Raw genomic sequence first — 18722 nt, 5'->3', positions numbered from 1 at the left:
CATATATTAGCAAAGTAATAATTGAATAAGGAAGATGATTGAAAGTAACACAAATCAGCAAGGGCTATACGACCCGAGTTTTGAGCACGATGCATGTGGGGTTGGTTTTGTCGCACACATAAAAGGAATAAAATCACATGCACAGGTAAGAGATGCCTTGACCATGTTAGAAAATATGGAGCATCGTGGTGCTTGTGGCTGTGATCCAGAGAGTGGAGATGGCGCAGGTATCATGATTCAATTACCACATGAGTTTCTTTGGGAAGAATGTATCAACCTCGGTATACAACTTAAAGAACCAGGATATTATGGAGTAGGAATGGTTTTCCTTCCCAAAGAACCTGAAATGAACAAAATTTGCAGAACAGTTATACAAGAAGCAGCAACCGAAAGGGATATGAAATTCCTTGGATTTCGGGATGTGCCAGTAAGTAGAGCAGGTATAGGCCCGACAGCATTAAGCGCTGAACCAGAAATAGTTCAATTCTTTATCGACAGACCCGAGACAGTACATAACACGGAAGAATTTGAACGCAAATTATTTGTCCTAAGACGTTTGATTATCCAAAAAATCAAACAGTATCAAGAATACCCACTACCGCTTTACTTCGCTTCCCTATCTTGCAAAACAATTATTTATAAAGGTCAGCTCACCACCTACCAAGTTGGCACATATTTCAAAGACCTACGCGATCCAAGAGTTGTTTCTGCATTTGGATTAGTACACTCACGATTTTCAACCAATACCTTCCCTTCCTGGTCATTAGCACAGCCCTTCCGTATGTTAGCGCATAATGGTGAGATCAACACATTAACAGGAAATCTCAACTGGTTTTACGCAGGCATGCGTGCCCTTTCCTCTCCTTATTTTACAGAAGAAGAGATGGAGATACTCCTACCTGTTGTCGATCGTGGTCAATCTGACTCAGCATGTTTAGACAATGTAGCAGAACTTTTATTACACAGTGGCCGTAGCCTTTCCCATGTCATGCTCATGCTAGTACCCGAGGCTTGGGATGGCAACACACAAATGGACCCATTAAAGCGAGCATTTTACGAATACCACGCCACATTAATGGAACCTTGGGATGGTCCAGCAGCACTTTGTTTTACCGATGGAAAATCTATAGGAGCCACCTTAGACCGTAACGGGTTACGTCCATTACGATATGCAATTACTTCAGATCATCGTGTTATCGTTGCTTCAGAGGCAGGAGCACTTCCAATCGATGAATCAACAATTATCAAAAAAGGAAGACAGCAAGCTGGTAAAATTTTCTTAGTCGATATGGAACAGGGTAAAATTTTATCCGACGAAGAAGTAAAAGGCGACCTAGTACGTCAACAACCTTATGGCGATTGGTTAGACAGTTATAAAATCAAATTAACAGAATTAGCTGAGCCACGTGTTACATACACGTATCTATCCAAAGAATCAGTCTTTAAGTATCAACAAACTTTCGGATATTCGAGAGAAGACTTAGAAACAATCTTAACGCCAATGGCGCTGACCGGCTATGAGCCAACAGGCTCGATGGGCTCTGATGTACCATTAGCTATACTGTCCGATCAGCCACAACATCTATCCAGTTACTTTAAGCAGTTTTTTGCGCAAGTAACCAACCCTCCTATTGATCCAATAAGAGAGCGCCTAGTCATGAGTCTGGCAACATTCATTGGAAATGCAGGCAACATACTTATTGAAGACAAAAAATTCTGTCACTGCGTAACCCTAGAACATCCCATCTTAACATCAAAAGAATTAGAAAAACTAAGATCAATAGACACGGGTGTATTTCAGGCAAAAACCCTACAATCATATTTCAGAGCAGATGGACAAAGTGGATCCCTTGAAGCCGGATTAGAACGTCTTTGTCGCTATGCAGATGATGCTGTCCGTGATGGATTCGAGGTATTAATACTTTCAGATCGCGCTATTGACTCACAACATGCACCTATTCCATCCATACTAGCTGTATCCGCAGTACATCACCATTTAATCAAAACAGGAAACCGAGGCGCAGTTGGTCTTGTTGTAGAAGCTGGAGATGCTTGGGAAGTTCATCATTTTGCCTGTTTACTTGCATTCGGAGCAACAGCCATTAATCCATATATGGCCTTAGCAAGTATCCGGACGATGAAAGAACAAAGTAAAATCGAAACCGAATTAACTTGGCCCGAACTTTCTAAAAACTATGTAAAAGCAGTAAATGCAGGATTATTAAAGATATTTTCAAAAATGGGAATATCGACACTACAGTCCTACCATGGTGCACAGATCTTTGAAGTATTGGGTTTAGACAAAACTGTCGTAGACAAATATTTTTGCGGTGCTGTATCCCGTATCGGCGGCTTAAATCTTGACGATATAGCACAAGAAGTACTGACAAAGCACTGGGTGAATTTCAAAGAAAGCCGTACTCCACAAACGTTACTTCCAGAAGGTGGTCTATACCAATGGAAACGAAGAGGAGAAGGACACCTTTGGAACCCAGATACCGTACATCTTCTACAACAAGCTTGTCGAAATGACGATTATGCAACTTATAAAAGATATGCAGAAAAAATAAACAACCAAAAAGAACAGATGTTCACCTTACGTGGTTTATTAGATTTTGCAAGACACAGAACCGCAATCCCTTTAGAAGAAGTAGAACCAGCTAGTGATATTTTAAAACGCTTTGCCACAGGTGCGATGTCATTTGGTTCCATTTCACATGAAGCACACAGCACATTAGCAATTGCAATGAACCGCATCGGTGCAAAATCAAATACAGGCGAAGGAGGTGAAGATGAACTTCGTTATCAACCCCTTCCAAATGGTGATTCCATGCGTTCCGCAATTAAGCAAGTTGCATCAGCACGTTTTGGTGTAACATCCAACTATCTAACACAGGCAGACGAAATACAAATCAAAATGGCTCAAGGTGCCAAACCTGGAGAAGGCGGTCAGCTACCAGGATCTAAGGTTAATGAGTGGATCGCCAAAACAAGACATTCAACACCAGGTGTAGGCCTAATTTCGCCCCCTCCACATCATGACATCTATTCCATTGAAGATTTGGCACAATTGATCTTTGATCTAAAAAATGCAAACCGCGCTGCACGTATCAATGTAAAACTAGTCTCAAAAGCCGGTGTAGGAACCATTGCTGCCGGTGTTGCAAAAGCACATGCAGACGTTATTCTTATTGCAGGATTTGACGGAGGAACAGGAGCTTCACCAATCAGTTCTACAAAGCATGCTGGTCTACCTTGGGAATTGGGATTAGCAGAAGCACACCAAACTTTAGTAAAAAACAAACTGAGAAGCCGTATTGTACTACAAGCAGATGGTCAGGTAAAAACTGGACGTGACATAGTCGTAGCAACCTTATTAGGAGCTGAAGAATGGGGCGTATCAACAGCTGCACTTATTGCTGGCGGATGTATTATGATGCGGAAGTGTCACTTAAATACATGTCCGGTAGGTGTAGCTACGCAAGATCCAGAATTAAGAAAGCTATTCACAGGCAAACCTGAAGATATTGTTAACCTATTCCGCTTCATGGCCGAAGAAATCAGAGAGACCATGGCAGAATTAGGCTTCCGTACCATCAATGAAATGGTAGGAAAAGCACAGTTCCTTAAAAAACGTGAGAACATAGATCATTGGAAAGCTTCTAAAATTGATTTCTCAGGTATATTATATGTGGAGCCCAACGACCCTGATCAGTCACTTTACAATACCGAAGAGCAAGATCACGGCATGGGTATGATCTTAGACTGGGGATTATTAAAGCAAGCAAAACAGGCTCTAGAAAACAAAACTCCTGTATTTGGAACCTTTATTGTCAAAAATACAGATCGTACTATCGGAACTTTACTATCCAATGAAATCTCTAAACTCTATGGATCCGAGGGCTTACCTGACAATACCATAAATTACAAATTTGAAGGTTCAGCAGGACAAAGCTTTGGTGCATTCTCAACAAAAGGACTATCATTTGAATTAGAAGGTGAAGCAAATGATTATGTTGGTAAAGGTTTATCTGGCGCACAATTAGCGATCTATCCAAAAGCAGAAAGTAAATTGATTCCACATGAAAATATCATCATCGGTAATGTTGCCCTATTTGGTGCCACATCGGGGCATCTCTTTATCAATGGACAAGCTGGCGAACGTTTTGCAGTTCGTAACTCAGGCGCAACAGCAGTAGTAGAAGGCCTTGGTGACCACGGATGTGAATACATGACCGGGGGGCGTGCGCTTATCTTAGGACCTACAGGAAGAAATTTCGGAGCAGGTATGAGCGGTGGTATTGCCTGGATTTACGATAAACAAGGAACATTTAGAGACAATTGCAATACCGAAATGGTGGATCTTGATCCATTGGAGCAAGAAGATGAAACAGCAATTATTGCATTGCTAAAAAGACATATTTTACTCACAAACAGCAAAATTGCACAACATATCCTCGAAAACTGGACTGCTGAGAAAAACAGCTTTATCAAAGTATTCCCTAAAGAATACAAACAGGTATTACGTACAAAATTAGTTGAGGCATAATCAGGAGGAAAAATCATGGGAAAAATAACAGGATTTAAAGAATACGATCGTGAGCTTCCGCAAAAAGAACCGGTAGCTTACAGAATACAGAATTTTCAGGAATTCAATAAAGGATACACAGATAGTCAACTCAATACACAGGCAGCACGTTGTATGGACTGCGGTATTCCATTTTGTCACTCAGGATGTCCTCTGGGCAATGTAATACCTGAATTTAATGATGCCGTTTACGATGGAAAATGGGAAGATGCATACAACATATTGACCTCAACCAACAACTTTCCAGAATTTACAGGAAGAATTTGTCCGGCACCATGTGAATCAGCATGCGTACTAGGCATACACAGTTCTCCTATTACCATAGAAGAAATTGAAAAACATATTATTGAAATTGCTTTCAATAAAGGCTACGTAAAACCTAACAAAAGTTATATCAAAACAGATAAACGAATTGCTATTGTTGGATCAGGACCTGCGGGTTTAGCTGCAGCCGCACAACTCAATAAAGCTGGACATGAAGTTGTCGTTTTTGAACGTGATGATCAACTTGGAGGTTTACTCCGTTATGGCATACCAGATTTTAAATTAGATAAAAAAATAATTGATCGTCGTATTGCCATTATGCAAGAATCTGGCATTAAATTCAACGTAAATGCAGAAGTCGGAAAAAATATTTCAACCCATGAGCTATTAGCTTTTGACGCAGTTATACTTGCAACAGGATCAACAGTACCATGGTATCTCGACATTCCTGGGAAAGACCTAAAAGGTGTTCATTACGCTATGGACTTTTTAAAACAACAGAACAAAAAAGTAAGTGGCATAGATTATACAGATGAACCTATCATAGCACAAGGCAAACATGTTGTTATTATAGGAGATGGCGATACAGGATCCGATTGTATCGGAACTTCCAATCGCCAGCTAGCACAAAGCATCACACAAATCGCACGCAAACCAATTCCAGCCAAACAAAGATTAAAAAATAATCCGTGGCCACTGGATCAAGTTACATTTAGCACGTCATCTTCTCAAGAAGAAGGATGTGAGCGACTTTGGGCAACCGAAACCAAAGCATTCCTCAGTGATGAGCACGGGAATGTCAAAGCTGTTCAAATCATAGAAGTCGAGTATCAAGTCGATGATTATGGAAAAAGAACACAATTGGGCCAATCAGAACCAAAAGAGATTCCCGCAGACCTCGTATTACTTGCAGTCGGTTATCAACATACAGAACAGCAGTTGCCACAACAATTAGGCGTCAAAGTCGATGCCAGAGGCAATATAGTAGCGACTGAAAAAGATTATCAAACTTCCGTCGATCATATCTTCACTGCTGGAGATTGCAGAAAAGGACAGTCCTTAGTTGTGTGGGCAATATCAGAAGGTCGAGAATGCGCCAGAAAAGTAGACGAGTTCCTAATGGGCCAGTCAGAACTTGAAAGCAAGGAAGCTATTCATACTTACGCTTAATACCAATCCTAAATAGAAAAGAATGAGCCCTGTAAATTTATTTACGGGGTTTATTCTTTCATCATATTTCTACACATCACGTCCCTAAATGCGATTATTTAAGCAGAGTCTCTCAAAAAAATAATGATCAAAAAACAAGATTGATAAGCACAGATGATCACGTTAGTATAACTATCCATCAAGTATAGCTGGACACAAAAATCACTATCGCATGATGACAAGAAATTCCTATTAATAAATCTTTCTGATCACCAGATCCTGCTTCCGTTTCTCGATCTTTGTTTTTAAGTAAGGATAAAAGAAGACTGCACCTAAAACAATAGCAGCACCTCCATAAAAACCTAAACTCATCGTCTCTTTTTGACCGAAAATCAGCATGGCCAATAAAATACCATATACAGGTTCCAGATTAGTCGTCAATGCTACTGTAAACGCACTCAATTCTTTCATCACAGCAACACCTAACACATAAGCAACGGCAGTACACAATACACCTAAGATCAATAGATAAATTAAATCCGACTGATTGAGAACCATCTTTTCATTAAAATCTCCACTGAATAACATAAAAACTGACACCCAGAAAAAAGCACCTAGCATTTCATAAAAAGTGATTAATGTAGCACTCGATTTTTTTACCATTCTTGCATTTGCAATAGAAAAAATACTCGCACAAAATGCACAAGCCAAACCCGCAACAATACCCTCAATATAATTAGATTCAAATTGAAATATCATATATATACCCATGATAATCACTACTCCAACGATCATATCCATCATGGCTATCTTTTTCCTATTGATCAGAGGCTCCAAAATAGAAGTATACAATGTCAAAGAAGATAAAGTAACCAAAGCAACCGACACCGTAGATACCTTAATGGCATAAAAAAACAGAACCCAGTGTAATCCCACTATACCTCCCACCATCATGAAAGAAATAAAATCTTTTCGCGATACAAGAATCTGTTGCTTACTAACGATAAGATAGATAAACAAAGAAATAGCAGCGATGAGAACGCGATACCACACAAGATGTATCGCAGAAATAGAGATCAAATTTCCTAGAATACCAGTAAAACCCCATATTAGGATCGTTAAATGCAGAATGAGAACATTCTGATTAATTTTTATTTTAGACATATAGGGACTTGTTTATTTTGGCGCTCTTATGGCCAGATAGATTGCAATAATTAAAAACGTTACATTGGGGATCAATACCGCAATCAATGGTGGAAGCCCACCTTTTAACGAGAACATATTGGCAAATTGAATAAATACAATATAAGTAAAACTCAATCCGATACCCACACCCAGACTCAATCCAATACCTCCTCTTACTTTCTTTGACGACAGGGCAACACCCATTAACGTCAATACAAATGCTGAAAATGGATATACATAACGCTTATACTTTTCCAGTTTAAGATCCGTCATCATACCAGTCCCCCTAATTTCTTCTTTATAGATACGCTCATTAAGCTCCTTGGTATCCATAGCAGTGAAAATATTATCATAAAGTTCAAAATCACTAGGTTTCATATCCAAGGTCGTATCTTTCACCGTACCTTTATCCATGCGTTCATGCAGACCATTAATGATACGATTCGAATAATCATGTATTTTCCATTTCGTCGTCACCGAATCCCATGTAATACGTTCAGCAATTAACTTTTCCAATAAAGTATCACCCTTAAATTTCTCTAAGACAAATTTATAGCCAACCTTAGCATTATTATCAAAGTTATCGATATAAACATAACTGTTTTTATCAATTTGCATATGAGTCGATACCTTTGTATTATCCTTCAAGGGCTTGACATACACATTTTCAAACCCGATCTTGATCTTATTCGTTCGAGGAATAATATATAAGTTGAATATAAATGAGACAGCAAATATCAGCGTAGCAGAAAAAGCATAAGGTCTTAAAAGGCGGTTGAAACTATATCCAGCACTTAATATTGGGACAATTTCTGTTTGATCTGCCATCTTTGAAGTAAAAAAGATGACAGCAATAAAGTTGATCAAAGGACATAAGAAATTCAAATAAAACGGAATAAATCCAGCATAATATTCAAATATAATTTTGTCCATAGGAGCATTATATTTCAAGAAATCATCCAACCGCTCAGAAATATCAAAAATAACCATGACGACCGTAAAGATAGCCATCGTGAACACAAAGGTGCTCAGGTACTTTTTAATAATATAACGATCGATTATAGAAAACATAATACTACTAAGATGCAAAAATTACAAACGTTGACCCAATACTTTAACCATTTTATTTTTCCAATCGTAGAATGTACCGTCTACAATTTTCTCACGAGCCTCGTTGACCAACCATAAATAAAAGTGTAAGTTATGTAGAGAAGCAATCTGTGCACCTAAAAGTTCTTGTGAACGGATCAAATGACGTAAATATGCTTTTGTATATACTTGATCGGAGTACAGATCACTATCAGGATCAATTGGCGAAAAATCGTCCTTCCATTTTTCATTTTTGATATTGATCGTTCCATGACGTGTAAAAAGCATACCATTACGTGCATTACGCGTTGGCATGACACAGTCAAACATATCAATACCCAAAGCGATATTTTCAAGTAGATTGATTGGCGTACCCACACCCATCAAGTAACGAGGTTTATCTTCGGGAAGAATATGACACACAACTTCGGTCATCGCATACATTTCCTCAGCAGGTTCTCCTACCGATAAACCTCCGATTGCATTTCCTTCACGATTGAAAGAAGCAATTTTCTCAGCAGACCTTTCGCGTAAGTCTTTATACACAGATCCTTGAACAATTGGGAACAAAGTCTGGTCATATCCATATAAGGGTTCTGTACTGTCAAAACGATCACAACATCTTTTTAACCAACGGTGAGTCATTTCAATAGAACGACGCGCATAGCCATAGTCGCAAGGATAAGGCGTACACTCATCAAAAGCCATAATAATATCTGCACCGATCACCCGCTGCGTATCCATTACATTTTCCGGAGTGAATAAATGCTTTGAACCATCAATATGTGACCGGAACGTTACACCTTCTTCTCGTATCTTACGGTTGTCTGACAAAGAGTAAACTTGATAACCTCCAGAATCTGTTAAAATTGGGCGATCCCAACCATTAAATTTATGAAGACCACCAGCCTTATTCAAAACATCCAGTCCCGGTCGTAAATATAAATGATAAGTATTTCCCAAAATGATTTGAGCTTTAATATCATTTCTCAGCTCATGCTGATGAACACCTTTGACCGTACCTGCTGTACCAACAGGCATGAAAATAGGAGTTTGAATTTTTCCGTGAGCTGTCTCAACAACACCTGCACGCGCTTTAGAAAATTTATCTTGTACTTGAAGGGTGAATTTCATTAATATTTAATTTTTGGGGACTCTAATTTGATGATTTTTACTATTTCAGAAAACAAATTCCCCAGCTTGTTTTTTTAAAAATCTTTGCAAAAATACTATAAAAACCAATGCAAAGACTGTCCTTTTACAAGATTTTAACATTTACACTAGAAAAAACATTATTAAAGCAAATATCCTTCTAACATACTATCTTTGCAAACTATGTCCATCATACAACAATACGCCATCTATTACCCCTATATCGCCTTTGGCGTCATCTGTTTATTACTGCTCATCCAGCTGTACTATATTATATTTGTGTACGGAAAACTAAGTCTTCATAAAGTGCGCTCTTATCAAGAACAAGATCAATTTGATCCCATCTCTGTTATCATCTGTGCACATAACGAACAGAAAAACCTCCAACAATTTTTAACCTCCATTTTAGAGCAAGACTATCCTCAATTTGAAGTCATTGTTGTCAATGATTATTCGACTGATGAAACCAAATGGGTTTTAAAAGATTTTCAAGAAAAATATGAAAACCTTAAAATTGTTGATATAAAAGAACATATTCGTCTTAAACACGGAAAGAAATTCGCTGTTACACTCGGTATCAAATCAGCCATTTACGAAAAACTGGTCTTCACCGATGCCGATTGTAGTCCAAACTCCAACAATTGGTTAAAAGAAACAGCAGGAGCGCTAAGCCAGCCCAACAAAGAAATTGTCATCGGGTATTCGCCATATTTCAAATATAAAGGCTTCTTAAATAAACTCATCCGCTTTGAGACAACCCATACAGCAATGAGTTATCTATCCTATGCCTTAAAGAAAGACGCATACATGGCCGTTGGAAGAAATATGGGATACACAAAAAAACTATTTTTCGGTAAAAAAGGATTTGCTTCCCACATGCATATCAAATCTGGAGATGATGATCTTTTCGTCAATGAAAATGCAACCAAAAAAAATGTAGCCCTATCCATACATCCTGATGCCATAGTGTATTCTGAACCTAAAACAACTTGGAAAACCTATTACAAACAAAAAGCGAGGCACTCAGGAGCATCCGTCATTTACAAAAAAAGACATCAGCGCATGTTGGGCACGCAGCTCATCACGTCCTTTTTATTCTACTGTGCACTAATTCTTACGGCAATTATTTTTCCACACTATTGGTATATACCACTAGCCGCATACCTCATCAGATTAATAACACAGATTTTAGTTTTCAGATCAATATATCGAAAATTAGCAGTTTTTGATCTCATTTGGTGGTTGCCATTATTAGACATCATCTACTATTTCTATATTTGCATCAACGGTTTATTCAACCGAAAAAAGAAATCCATCAGCTGGAAATAATATTCATTTTTAAAACAATCACATTGAATCCTACAGTAGACATTATATATCAGTATTTTCCAAACTTAACAGAAGTTCAGAAAACACAATTTGCACAACTAGCAGAACTTTACCCGTTTTGGAATAATCAGATCAACGTTATTTCACGTAAAGATGTTGAAAGCCTGTACTTACACCACGTGTTACATTCCTTAGGTATCGCAAAATACGCCATGACCTTTGCACCAGGCACACGTATCCTTGATGTAGGCACTGGTGGAGGTTTCCCAGGAATACCATTAGCTATATTATTCCCCGAAGTACAATTTCACTTAGTAGATTCTATCGGCAAAAAAATTAAAGTAGTTCGCGAAGTAGCAGCAGCACTAGGACTTCAAAATGTAGAAGCAGATCATATTCGTGCCGAGCAATTGGATGACAAATACGATTTTATTGTGTCACGAGCGGTAACACGATTAGCAGATTTTGCTCCTTGGATTCGCAATAAGTTCTTGAAACAAGATAAAAATGGAATTCCAAACGGTATTTTATACCTCAAAGGTGGAGATTTAGCAGAAGAAATTAAAGAATCTCGCTTAAAGGCCGAGCTGCACCCACTATCTAATTATTTCAAAGAAGATTTTTTTGAAACAAAATTTGTGGTTTACGTACCGATGTAATTTAGGGATTTAAAATCTCTAATTTAGGGAGACTCAGACGTTGATGAATAATTTCGACAGAATCAAGGTAGTTCTTTAAACTGTGTTGCACATAAGCAATCTGGTCGTAATGATCTGCCTTGCGCAACCATCTAGAGGAAGGTTCATAATAAGCACGAAACTTAACCAAAGAGTCTCCCGTTAGAACAGTGTATGCTTGAGTTAAAGCAGTCCATTTTGCTAAGACCTTGTCCTGTTCAAACTCACGTTCAAACTGCTTCTGAAGCCGTCGAGAAGCACGACCTTGCCTGCTCAAAAGATTATAAAACTTATTGAGATTAACTGCCAAACCACCCTGATGGGGTAAGGTCACCATGTTTTTCGTATCTCCCCAAAAGTATATCGACCTATACGTAACCAGCTTTTCGGCCATTTTCTCTTCCGCTGATGATTTTTCCCCGACTATTTGTGCAGTATCCAATATGGTGGTATCCTGCTTAATTATTTTTGTACTCCGAACACTGGTATCTTGAAAGGAAAAGACAAAACAAGCAGATGAAGGCAACGCACCGCTAACAGATAAAAGTAGACAGATAGACAGCAAAAAAAATAAGCGACCTGTATTCATTTCTTTATAATTAGTTATTTAAAAATAATAACAAAAGAAAGCTAATTGGCGATTTTAACTTTGTTTAACTGTCTATCAATCTTTAATGACTAACCCAATTCCTCAATAATTTTCTTACCGATCGCATTGATCTCTTCGTCCATACCAAACATCGGTAAGCCCGTCTCAGGATTAGTTTTCAACCACACATTCTCTGTATCTTTAATAATCTGCACATACTCTACCCCCTCTTTAAAAATAACATAAGTATCTTCTTCTTCCGGGAATACCGAGTAAACAACATTTTCAATTTCTATATCAAAAGGCTCTTTCATTTCCATATTGCAAAAATTTAATGGACAAAGTTATTGGTTTTCTTGAGTAATTCAATACCTCTCTCCATTTCCTCTTTCAGAGGACCATGTTCAGCCATAATATAATCAAGTAGTACAATAAATCAATAATGCCATCAGCTGAAATATACTAGAATATATCAATTTTTAGTTTTAAATCACAGAACTAAAGCCTATCTTTAAAATACCAACTATGAACTTTTACCATCAAATAGCACTTACCAAAATTAAGGGGGTAGGACCTAAAACTGCGCGCATTTTACTCGCTCACTGTGGTTCTGTGCAAGAGATTTTGGAGACTAAAGCAAGCACATTAGCAAAAATTCCGGGAGTAAGCAGTAGAACAGCAAACGAAATAGCAGCAAAAAACTATCAAGAAGCAACCGAAAAAGAACTTGCATTTGTTGAAAAACATCATATACAAGTGCTGTGGATCGACAATTTAGATTATCCACAGAAATTAAAAAACTGCGAAGATGCACCTCTTGTTCTATATTACAAAGGCAATACTCATCTCAATAAACAACGGATCGTTAGTATCGTTGGTACAAGAAACGCTACAAATTATGGTCGTAAAATTTGTGACAAGCTTATTGAACAAATGCAACCATTGAATACAACAATTGTCAGCGGGCTCGCCTATGGCATTGATATCATGGCCCATCGAGCTGCACTTCATCATCAGATACCTACAATAGCCGTATTAGGTCATGGGCTAGACCGCATATATCCTCCTAGTCATAGAGAAACGGCAACAGCCATGCTGCAGCACGGAGGTCTACTGACCGAATTCCCTTCCGACAGCAATCTCGACCGCCAAAACTTTCCTATGCGCAATCGTATTATTGCAGGAATGTCCGACGTAACAATCGTGATCGAAGCCGCTATAAAAGGAGGTGCCCTCATCACTGCTGAAATAGCCAATAGCTACAACCGAGATGTATGCGCCTTTCCAGGTGCTATAGATCAAGCCTACTCAGCTGGATGCAATTATTTGATCAAGACAAACCGTGCTCATCTAATTCGAGATGCCAAAGACCTCTGTTATCTCATGAATTGGGAACCTCAGCAAGAACAAATCGGTGTACAATTACCACTGATACCCAAAGATTTAAATCGTGATCAACTTTATCTCTATACTTTCTTACAAGATAAACAGCAAGCTGGAATTGATGAGATCACGCATTACTGCAAGTGGCCTCAAAGTAAGCTCGCGATGATCCTACTCGAAATGGAGATGAATGGTCATATCACCTCTTTACCTGGCAAAATATATAAAATTTAAACCTAAACAACCTTATAAAACTAAATGAAAGAAAATACAAACACCAAAACAATTTGGAAGGTAATTGGAGCCTCTTCCATGGGAACCCTCATCGAATGGTATGACTTCTTTATTTTCGGAAGTCTCTCCATCGTTATTTCAACCAAATTTTTTCCAGCAGACAATCCCACTGCTGCATTCCTTTCCACCCTAGCCACATTTGCAGCAGGCTTTGTCGTACGACCATTTGGCGCACTCTTTTTCGGCCGATTAGGAGACCTGATTGGGAGAAAATACACATTTATGGTTACATTATTATTAATGGGAGGTGCGACATTCCTCATCGGCTGCATCCCAAGTTATGAAAGCATCGGTTTTTTCGCACCCTTATTAGTACTGATTTTACGTTTATTACAAGGGCTTGCGCTTGGAGGTGAATATGGTGGAGCAGCAACATATGTTGCCGAGCATGCACCAGAAGGCCAACGTGGCTACTGGACATCCTGGATACAAACAACAGCAACTTTCGGTTTATTTATCTCTTTAGTTGTTATACTGGTAACAAAATACATCTTAACCGAACAACAATTTGACGCATGGGGATGGCGTGTTCCCTTTATTCTATCCATACTCATGGTCTATGTATCTTATCTCATCCGTAAAAACATGAGCGAATCACCCGAGTTCGCCAAAGCCAAACAAGAAGGTACAACCAGTAAAAATCCCTTAAAAGAAAGCTTCGGTAATCGTTACAATCTTAAATTTGTACTACTAGCTTTATTTGGCGCCGCAATGGGACAGGGAGTAGTATGGTACACCGGGCAATTCTACTCCATGAGTTACATGAAAACCGTTATGCATCTCAATTCTGACGAAGCAGATATGATCTTAGGAACAGCATTGCTGATCGGAACACCATTTTTCATTCTTTTTGGTTGGTTAAGTGATAAAGTCGGAAGAAAGTGGATTATGCTTTTAGGGATGCTATTCGCACTTTGTACCTACCGACCTATTTACAAAGCGATGTACCAACTAGCAGATACCACAACAAAAGAAATAAGTTTCAGTAAAATCCAAAAATTAAATAATAATCAACAACTTACCATAAAGGAATACACAGATGGAACTCAAATGCAAGAAACAAGTGAACTAACAAACACAAAACAAACCATTATCAAGAAGAATATCACAGTACATGGCAAAAACCGCATATGGTTAACCGCATTAATATTCATCCAGATTATTTACATAACCATGGTCTATGGTCCAATTGCAGCTTTTTTAGTCGAAATGTTTCCAGTCAAGATACGTTACACATCGATGTCACTTCCCTACCATGTCGGAAATGGTATTTTCGGAGGCCTATTACCCGCAATTTCGACTTACCTGACCACCAATGCACAAGTCGCACAAGATCCTGAATTTTATCTAGCAGGACTATGGTATCCCATCATTATTGCAGCCGTATGCTTCATAATCGGATCACTATATATAAAAAATAAACCTAATCATCTCAACAATGGATAATCTAAAAAAAATATTAGGCATTCTATGGATTGCCCTAGCCCTTTTCACCGCATACTTTTGCCTTTTTGAGCTCGCAATTCCCAAAATAAAGATCGGTCACCAAGAAGATTTAGTATTCGGAATCATCATTATGTTTATTTTGACCCCGATTATATCACTAGGATTAGGGCTTTTTGGCTATTATTCCCTTTGTGGAGAGTATGCAAAAGACAAAACTTAAAATTATTGTAGCTGACTATCAATACAGTAAGCACAAATAGCAAAAAATCTTTCTTTAGAAGGATTTTTTTTCTACTTTTGTGACGGGTAAGTCTTTTACGACCAGCTCCCATTGACTCCCCCAGGTTGGGAACAAAGCAAGGGTATTTGGTTGAGCGGTGCGATAAAAGGAGCTTACCCATTTTTTATGCCCAAAATTTCGGGTAGCTTCCTTTCACAAATCGTAAATACACAGCAATTTTAAGGAATACTTCTACTAAACAAAATAATTTTGTTTATTTGTAACTGAATTAGAACTATCGTATGAGTTGGTTTAAAAGAGATAAAGCCGGAATAAACACGGCAACAGAAAATAAAAAAGAGGCGCCAGACGGATTGTGGAACAAATGTCCTTCATGTAAAAAACCGTTGTTGAACCTTGAACAAATCGAAAACAATTACGTTTGTCAATACTGTGGATACCACCTTAGAATTGGTTCTGCAGCTTATTTTTCAATCATTTTTGATAATAATGAGTTTACTGAATTATTCCCTACACTAAGCTCAGGAGATCCAATAAATTTCTTCGATTCAAAGCCCTACACAGAACGTTTAAAAGAAAGCCAAGCAAAAACTGGATTGGTAGATGCTATTCGATCTGGTCATGGCAAGATTGATGGTCAAGAATTAGTGATTGCCTGTATGGACTTTACCTTCATCGGAGGATCAATGGGATCTGTAGTAGGTGAAAAGATTGCACGCTCCATAGATTATTGTATCGAACATAAACTTCCTTTTATGTTGATCTCAAAATCAGGTGGTGCACGTATGATGGAAGCTGCATTTTCATTGATGCAGATGGCAAAAACTGCCGCAAAATTAGCATTGTTAGCTAAAGCAGGCTTACCATATGTATGTTTACTTACAGATCCAACAACAGGAGGAGTAACTGCTTCTTACGCAATGTTAGGTGATATTAATATCGCTGAACCTGGAGCTCTAATTGGCTTCGCAGGACCTCGTGTAATCAAAGAAACGATTAAAAAAGATCTTCCAAAAGGATTCCAAACATCAGAATTTATTCTAGAACATGGTTTCTTGGATTTTATCGTGGATAGAAGACAATTGAAAGATAAAGTATCGACCTATTTAAGATTGGTAAAGTAATCCAAATCTATTCAATAAAAAATATACCTGGCAGACATGCTAGCTTTAAAATAAGAGCGCTATCGGTAGCGCTCTTATTTTTTGTAATATTGTCCAAAAGCCCAAAACTTTCGCTGCGACAAGTAATCAAAATTAGCCTCATTAGCATAAGCTTCACGCTCGTAAGAAATATTTAAATAAGCAGTATGAAAATCACGGTATTGTACATATCGAAATAAAAATTCAAGTAGATAGCTCATATAAAAAAATATAATCAACAACTCAGCAGCCTGCCTGATATGAATCCGCTCATGATTGATCAATTGTTTATTCTCTTTAAACATACGCTTTTTCAGAAAAATAAAAGGATAAATAGTAATGGCATCAGCCTTCCCAAATGAAAATATTTTTGTCCAAAAACGACTAACCAAAATCATAACTCTTCAAATTTAAAAATTCAATTTTACTAAAATGCGATAGATCAATATCGCCCCCCACTAAGACAGATCTGCAACAAACAGTTCAACAGAGAGTATAAAAATAACAAAGCATGACATAAAAAATATGAATAGATATGAAAACGAATAAATTTGTCTTAGATACACAATACAATTGCTTATCTAAGTAAATTTATCTAAGTTTGTTATATAAAACTTAGTAAATCAGTATGCCTTACAAAGAGCGCGAAATTAATAAATTGTATTATACGATGGGTGAAGTGACAGCAATGTTTAATGTCAATGCATCCCAAATTCGTTTTTATGAGCGTGAATTTGATATTATTCAACCCAAAAAGAATAAAAAAGGAAATCGTCTGTTTACACAAGATGATATTGCTAATTTGAAAATTATTTTCAACTTAGTCAAAGATAAAGGATATACACTCCAAGGTGCTCGAGAGTATCTACGCACCAATAAATCAGAAGCAAAAGAAAATCAACGCGTTGTTGATTCCTTAGAAAAATTAAAAAGCTTTTTATTGGAAGTGCGCGATAGCTTATAAATTTTAGCCTTATCTTCCAGCGAGCTCAATAATTTCTAAATGCTCGATTTTACTCCCATTAATTTCAAATCGCATCAGTGTTCTCACCTTATGCCATCCCTGTTTACCAGCAGCACCAGGATTCAGATGTAGACATTTTAATTTCTGATCATACATCACCTTCAAAATATGTGAATGACCTGTAATAAATAATTGAGGCGGATCTTCGGATATCTTTTTCTTAATTCTCGGAGCATATTTACCAGGGTACCCTCCAATATGCGTCAACCACACATCAACCCCCTCACAGGAAAATCTCAAATCTTCAGGAAACCGAAGCCGTAACGCTTGATCGTCGATATTACCGTAGACACCACGCAGAGGTTTAAAGCCCTCCAGCTGATCAGCAACATTGCTATTACCAAAATCACCAATATGCCATATCTCATCACAATGCTCGAAATGTTTAAATACAGCTTCATCTAAATAAGAATGCGTGTCAGAAATCAATCCAATCTTTGTCATACTAAAAAGCTAAAAAATAAGGTTTCAAAGCAGTTTTATACATATCCGAATAAACACCCTTTGCTTGATAAATAATAAAATCAGAGACTACAGCCTCACCACAATAACCCTTCTGATAAATAACAATTTTTCGAATGACCACATCATTTTCAAAAGATCGGATCAAGATCTCCCGTTCTAATCTCAAATCCAATTTTTCGGCTATTACTTTCAAGTCATCCGCCAATAACGTAGGTAAGATCAAAGCCAAGCACCCATTTGGAGATAGAGATTGAGCCGAAAATTGCAATAATTCATTAAAAAATTCTAAATTGGTATGTCTAGCCAATTTCTTTCTTGCATCTGGATTATGCAAAGAATCCGTGTAAAAAGGTGGATTAGAAATAATAAAATCAAACGGCTTAGTATCATCCAAATCTTGAAATGAACAAGCATGCATCACCATACGATCACTAAAGATAGAATTTCTAAAATTTAATACCGCCCGGTGAGCGGCCTCTGGATCAATCTCTACAGCGACCACCTCACTTTTAACATAGCGCTGTGCCAACATCAAAGCGATTACCCCGGTTCCTGTACCAATATCCAATATACGGGATGAAGAATCAATCTGAACCAATGCAGCCAGTAATACACCATCTGTATTAATTTTCATCGCACAATCCGACTGATCCACCGCAAACTCTTTAAATTGAAATATAGAAGCCATCCCCACAAAGATAATTG

General features: G+C 37.8%; 17 protein-coding genes and 1 other RNA gene. 10 read left to right on the top strand and 8 right to left on the bottom strand.

The features are described 5' to 3' along the window. The first annotated feature begins 34 nt into the window (after positions 1-34). Together gltB and AC06G9_RS02890 are read left to right on the top strand one after the other, a co-directional pair. Positions 35-4549, top strand: coding sequence for a glutamate synthase large subunit (gltB, locus tag AC06G9_RS02895; RefSeq protein ID WP_346570212.1), 4515 nt, complete (start codon positions 35-37; stop codon positions 4547-4549). A gap of 15 nt (positions 4550-4564) precedes the next feature. Then, positions 4565-6022: a glutamate synthase subunit beta gene (locus tag AC06G9_RS02890; protein ID WP_045752508.1), complete on the top strand. Its 1458-nt coding sequence runs from the start codon at positions 4565-4567 to the stop codon at positions 6020-6022. Between the two features lie 231 nt (positions 6023-6253). Here AC06G9_RS02890 and AC06G9_RS02885 read toward each other — a convergent pair whose 3' ends face one another. Genes AC06G9_RS02885 through tgt form a run of 3 tightly spaced genes read right to left on the bottom strand, consistent with a single transcriptional unit; the run spans position 6254 to position 9409 of the window. Further along, positions 6254-7165 carry a DMT family transporter gene (locus tag AC06G9_RS02885; protein ID WP_346570209.1) on the bottom strand — a complete coding sequence of 304 codons (912 nt, stop codon included), beginning with the start codon at positions 7163-7165 and terminating at the stop codon, positions 6254-6256. A gap of 12 nt (positions 7166-7177) precedes the next feature. Continuing rightward, a complete protein-coding gene (locus tag AC06G9_RS02880) occupies positions 7178-8257 on the bottom strand; it encodes an LptF/LptG family permease (RefSeq protein WP_248754810.1) in 1080 nt (359 codons plus the stop codon). 21 nt (positions 8258-8278) lie between these two features. Further along, positions 8279-9409: a tRNA guanosine(34) transglycosylase Tgt gene (gene tgt, locus AC06G9_RS02875; RefSeq protein WP_094771771.1), complete on the bottom strand. Its 1131-nt coding sequence runs from the start codon at positions 9407-9409 to the stop codon at positions 8279-8281. 201 nt (positions 9410-9610) lie between these two features. On the opposite strand from tgt, the gene AC06G9_RS02870 reads away from it, so the two are divergent. Both AC06G9_RS02870 and rsmG read left to right on the top strand, forming a co-directional pair. Then, entirely contained in the window at positions 9611-10756 is a 1146-nt protein-coding gene (locus AC06G9_RS02870) for a glycosyltransferase (protein WP_480957490.1), read from the top strand. 23 nt (positions 10757-10779) lie between these two features. Continuing rightward, entirely contained in the window at positions 10780-11415 is a 636-nt protein-coding gene (gene rsmG, locus AC06G9_RS02865; RefSeq protein ID WP_346570208.1) for a 16S rRNA (guanine(527)-N(7))-methyltransferase RsmG, read from the top strand. 1 nt (position 11416) lies between these two features. Here rsmG and AC06G9_RS02860 read toward each other — a convergent pair whose 3' ends face one another. Together AC06G9_RS02860 and AC06G9_RS02855 are read right to left on the bottom strand one after the other, a co-directional pair. After that, on the bottom strand, positions 11417-12022 hold the full coding sequence (locus AC06G9_RS02860; protein ID WP_480957489.1) for a hypothetical protein: 606 nt from the start codon (positions 12020-12022) through the stop codon (positions 11417-11419). Positions 12023-12111: 89 nt separating this feature from the next. Next, a complete protein-coding gene (locus AC06G9_RS02855) occupies positions 12112-12342 on the bottom strand; it encodes a hypothetical protein (RefSeq protein WP_045752501.1) in 231 nt (76 codons plus the stop codon). Positions 12343-12547: 205 nt separating this feature from the next. Between AC06G9_RS02855 and dprA the strand changes: the two genes are divergently transcribed. The 5 genes from dprA (at position 12548) to accD (ending at position 16510) form a co-directional block, all read left to right on the top strand. After that, entirely contained in the window at positions 12548-13639 is a 1092-nt protein-coding gene (gene dprA / locus AC06G9_RS02850; RefSeq protein WP_480957488.1) for a DNA-processing protein DprA, read from the top strand. A gap of 24 nt (positions 13640-13663) precedes the next feature. Next, positions 13664-15145 (top strand): MFS transporter, encoded by a 1482-nt coding sequence (locus tag AC06G9_RS02845; RefSeq protein WP_480957487.1) that lies wholly within the window; start codon positions 13664-13666, stop codon positions 15143-15145. Beyond that, positions 15138-15365, top strand: coding sequence for a DUF6814 family protein (locus AC06G9_RS02840; protein ID WP_045752498.1), 228 nt, complete (start codon positions 15138-15140; stop codon positions 15363-15365). Before AC06G9_RS02845 ends, AC06G9_RS02840 begins: the two co-directional genes overlap by 8 nt. 84 nt (positions 15366-15449) lie before the next feature. Continuing rightward, positions 15450-15547, top strand: an RNA gene (ffs, locus tag AC06G9_RS02835) — signal recognition particle sRNA small type. A 120-nt stretch (positions 15548-15667) separates the two neighbouring features. Then, positions 15668-16510, top strand: coding sequence for an acetyl-CoA carboxylase, carboxyltransferase subunit beta (gene accD, locus AC06G9_RS02830; RefSeq protein ID WP_045752497.1), 843 nt, complete (start codon positions 15668-15670; stop codon positions 16508-16510). 74 nt (positions 16511-16584) lie between these two features. On the opposite strand, the gene AC06G9_RS02825 is transcribed toward accD, so the two are convergent. Next, positions 16585-16926: a hypothetical protein gene (locus AC06G9_RS02825; protein ID WP_045752496.1), complete on the bottom strand. Its 342-nt coding sequence runs from the start codon at positions 16924-16926 to the stop codon at positions 16585-16587. A 230-nt stretch (positions 16927-17156) separates the two neighbouring features. Between AC06G9_RS02825 and AC06G9_RS02820 the strand changes: the two genes are divergently transcribed. Beyond that, a complete protein-coding gene (locus AC06G9_RS02820) occupies positions 17157-17492 on the top strand; it encodes a MerR family transcriptional regulator (RefSeq protein ID WP_045752495.1) in 336 nt (111 codons plus the stop codon). 9 nt (positions 17493-17501) lie between these two features. Here the strand turns inward: AC06G9_RS02820 and AC06G9_RS02815 are convergent, their stop codons facing one another. Next, the gene (locus AC06G9_RS02815) at positions 17502-17996 is read right to left on the bottom strand and encodes a metallophosphoesterase family protein (protein ID WP_248754814.1); all 495 of its coding nucleotides are present in this window, start codon (positions 17994-17996) and stop codon (positions 17502-17504) included. A gap of 1 nt (position 17997) precedes the next feature. After that, a complete protein-coding gene (locus tag AC06G9_RS02810; RefSeq protein WP_480957486.1) occupies positions 17998-18705 on the bottom strand; it encodes a tRNA1(Val) (adenine(37)-N6)-methyltransferase in 708 nt (235 codons plus the stop codon). Positions 18706-18722 lie beyond the last annotated feature (17 nt).

The sequence above is a fragment of the Sphingobacterium sp. MAE genome (assembly GCF_056711605.1).
Note: the sequence above shows the minus strand (reverse complement) of the source record. Positions and strands in the feature narration are given on the sequence as shown.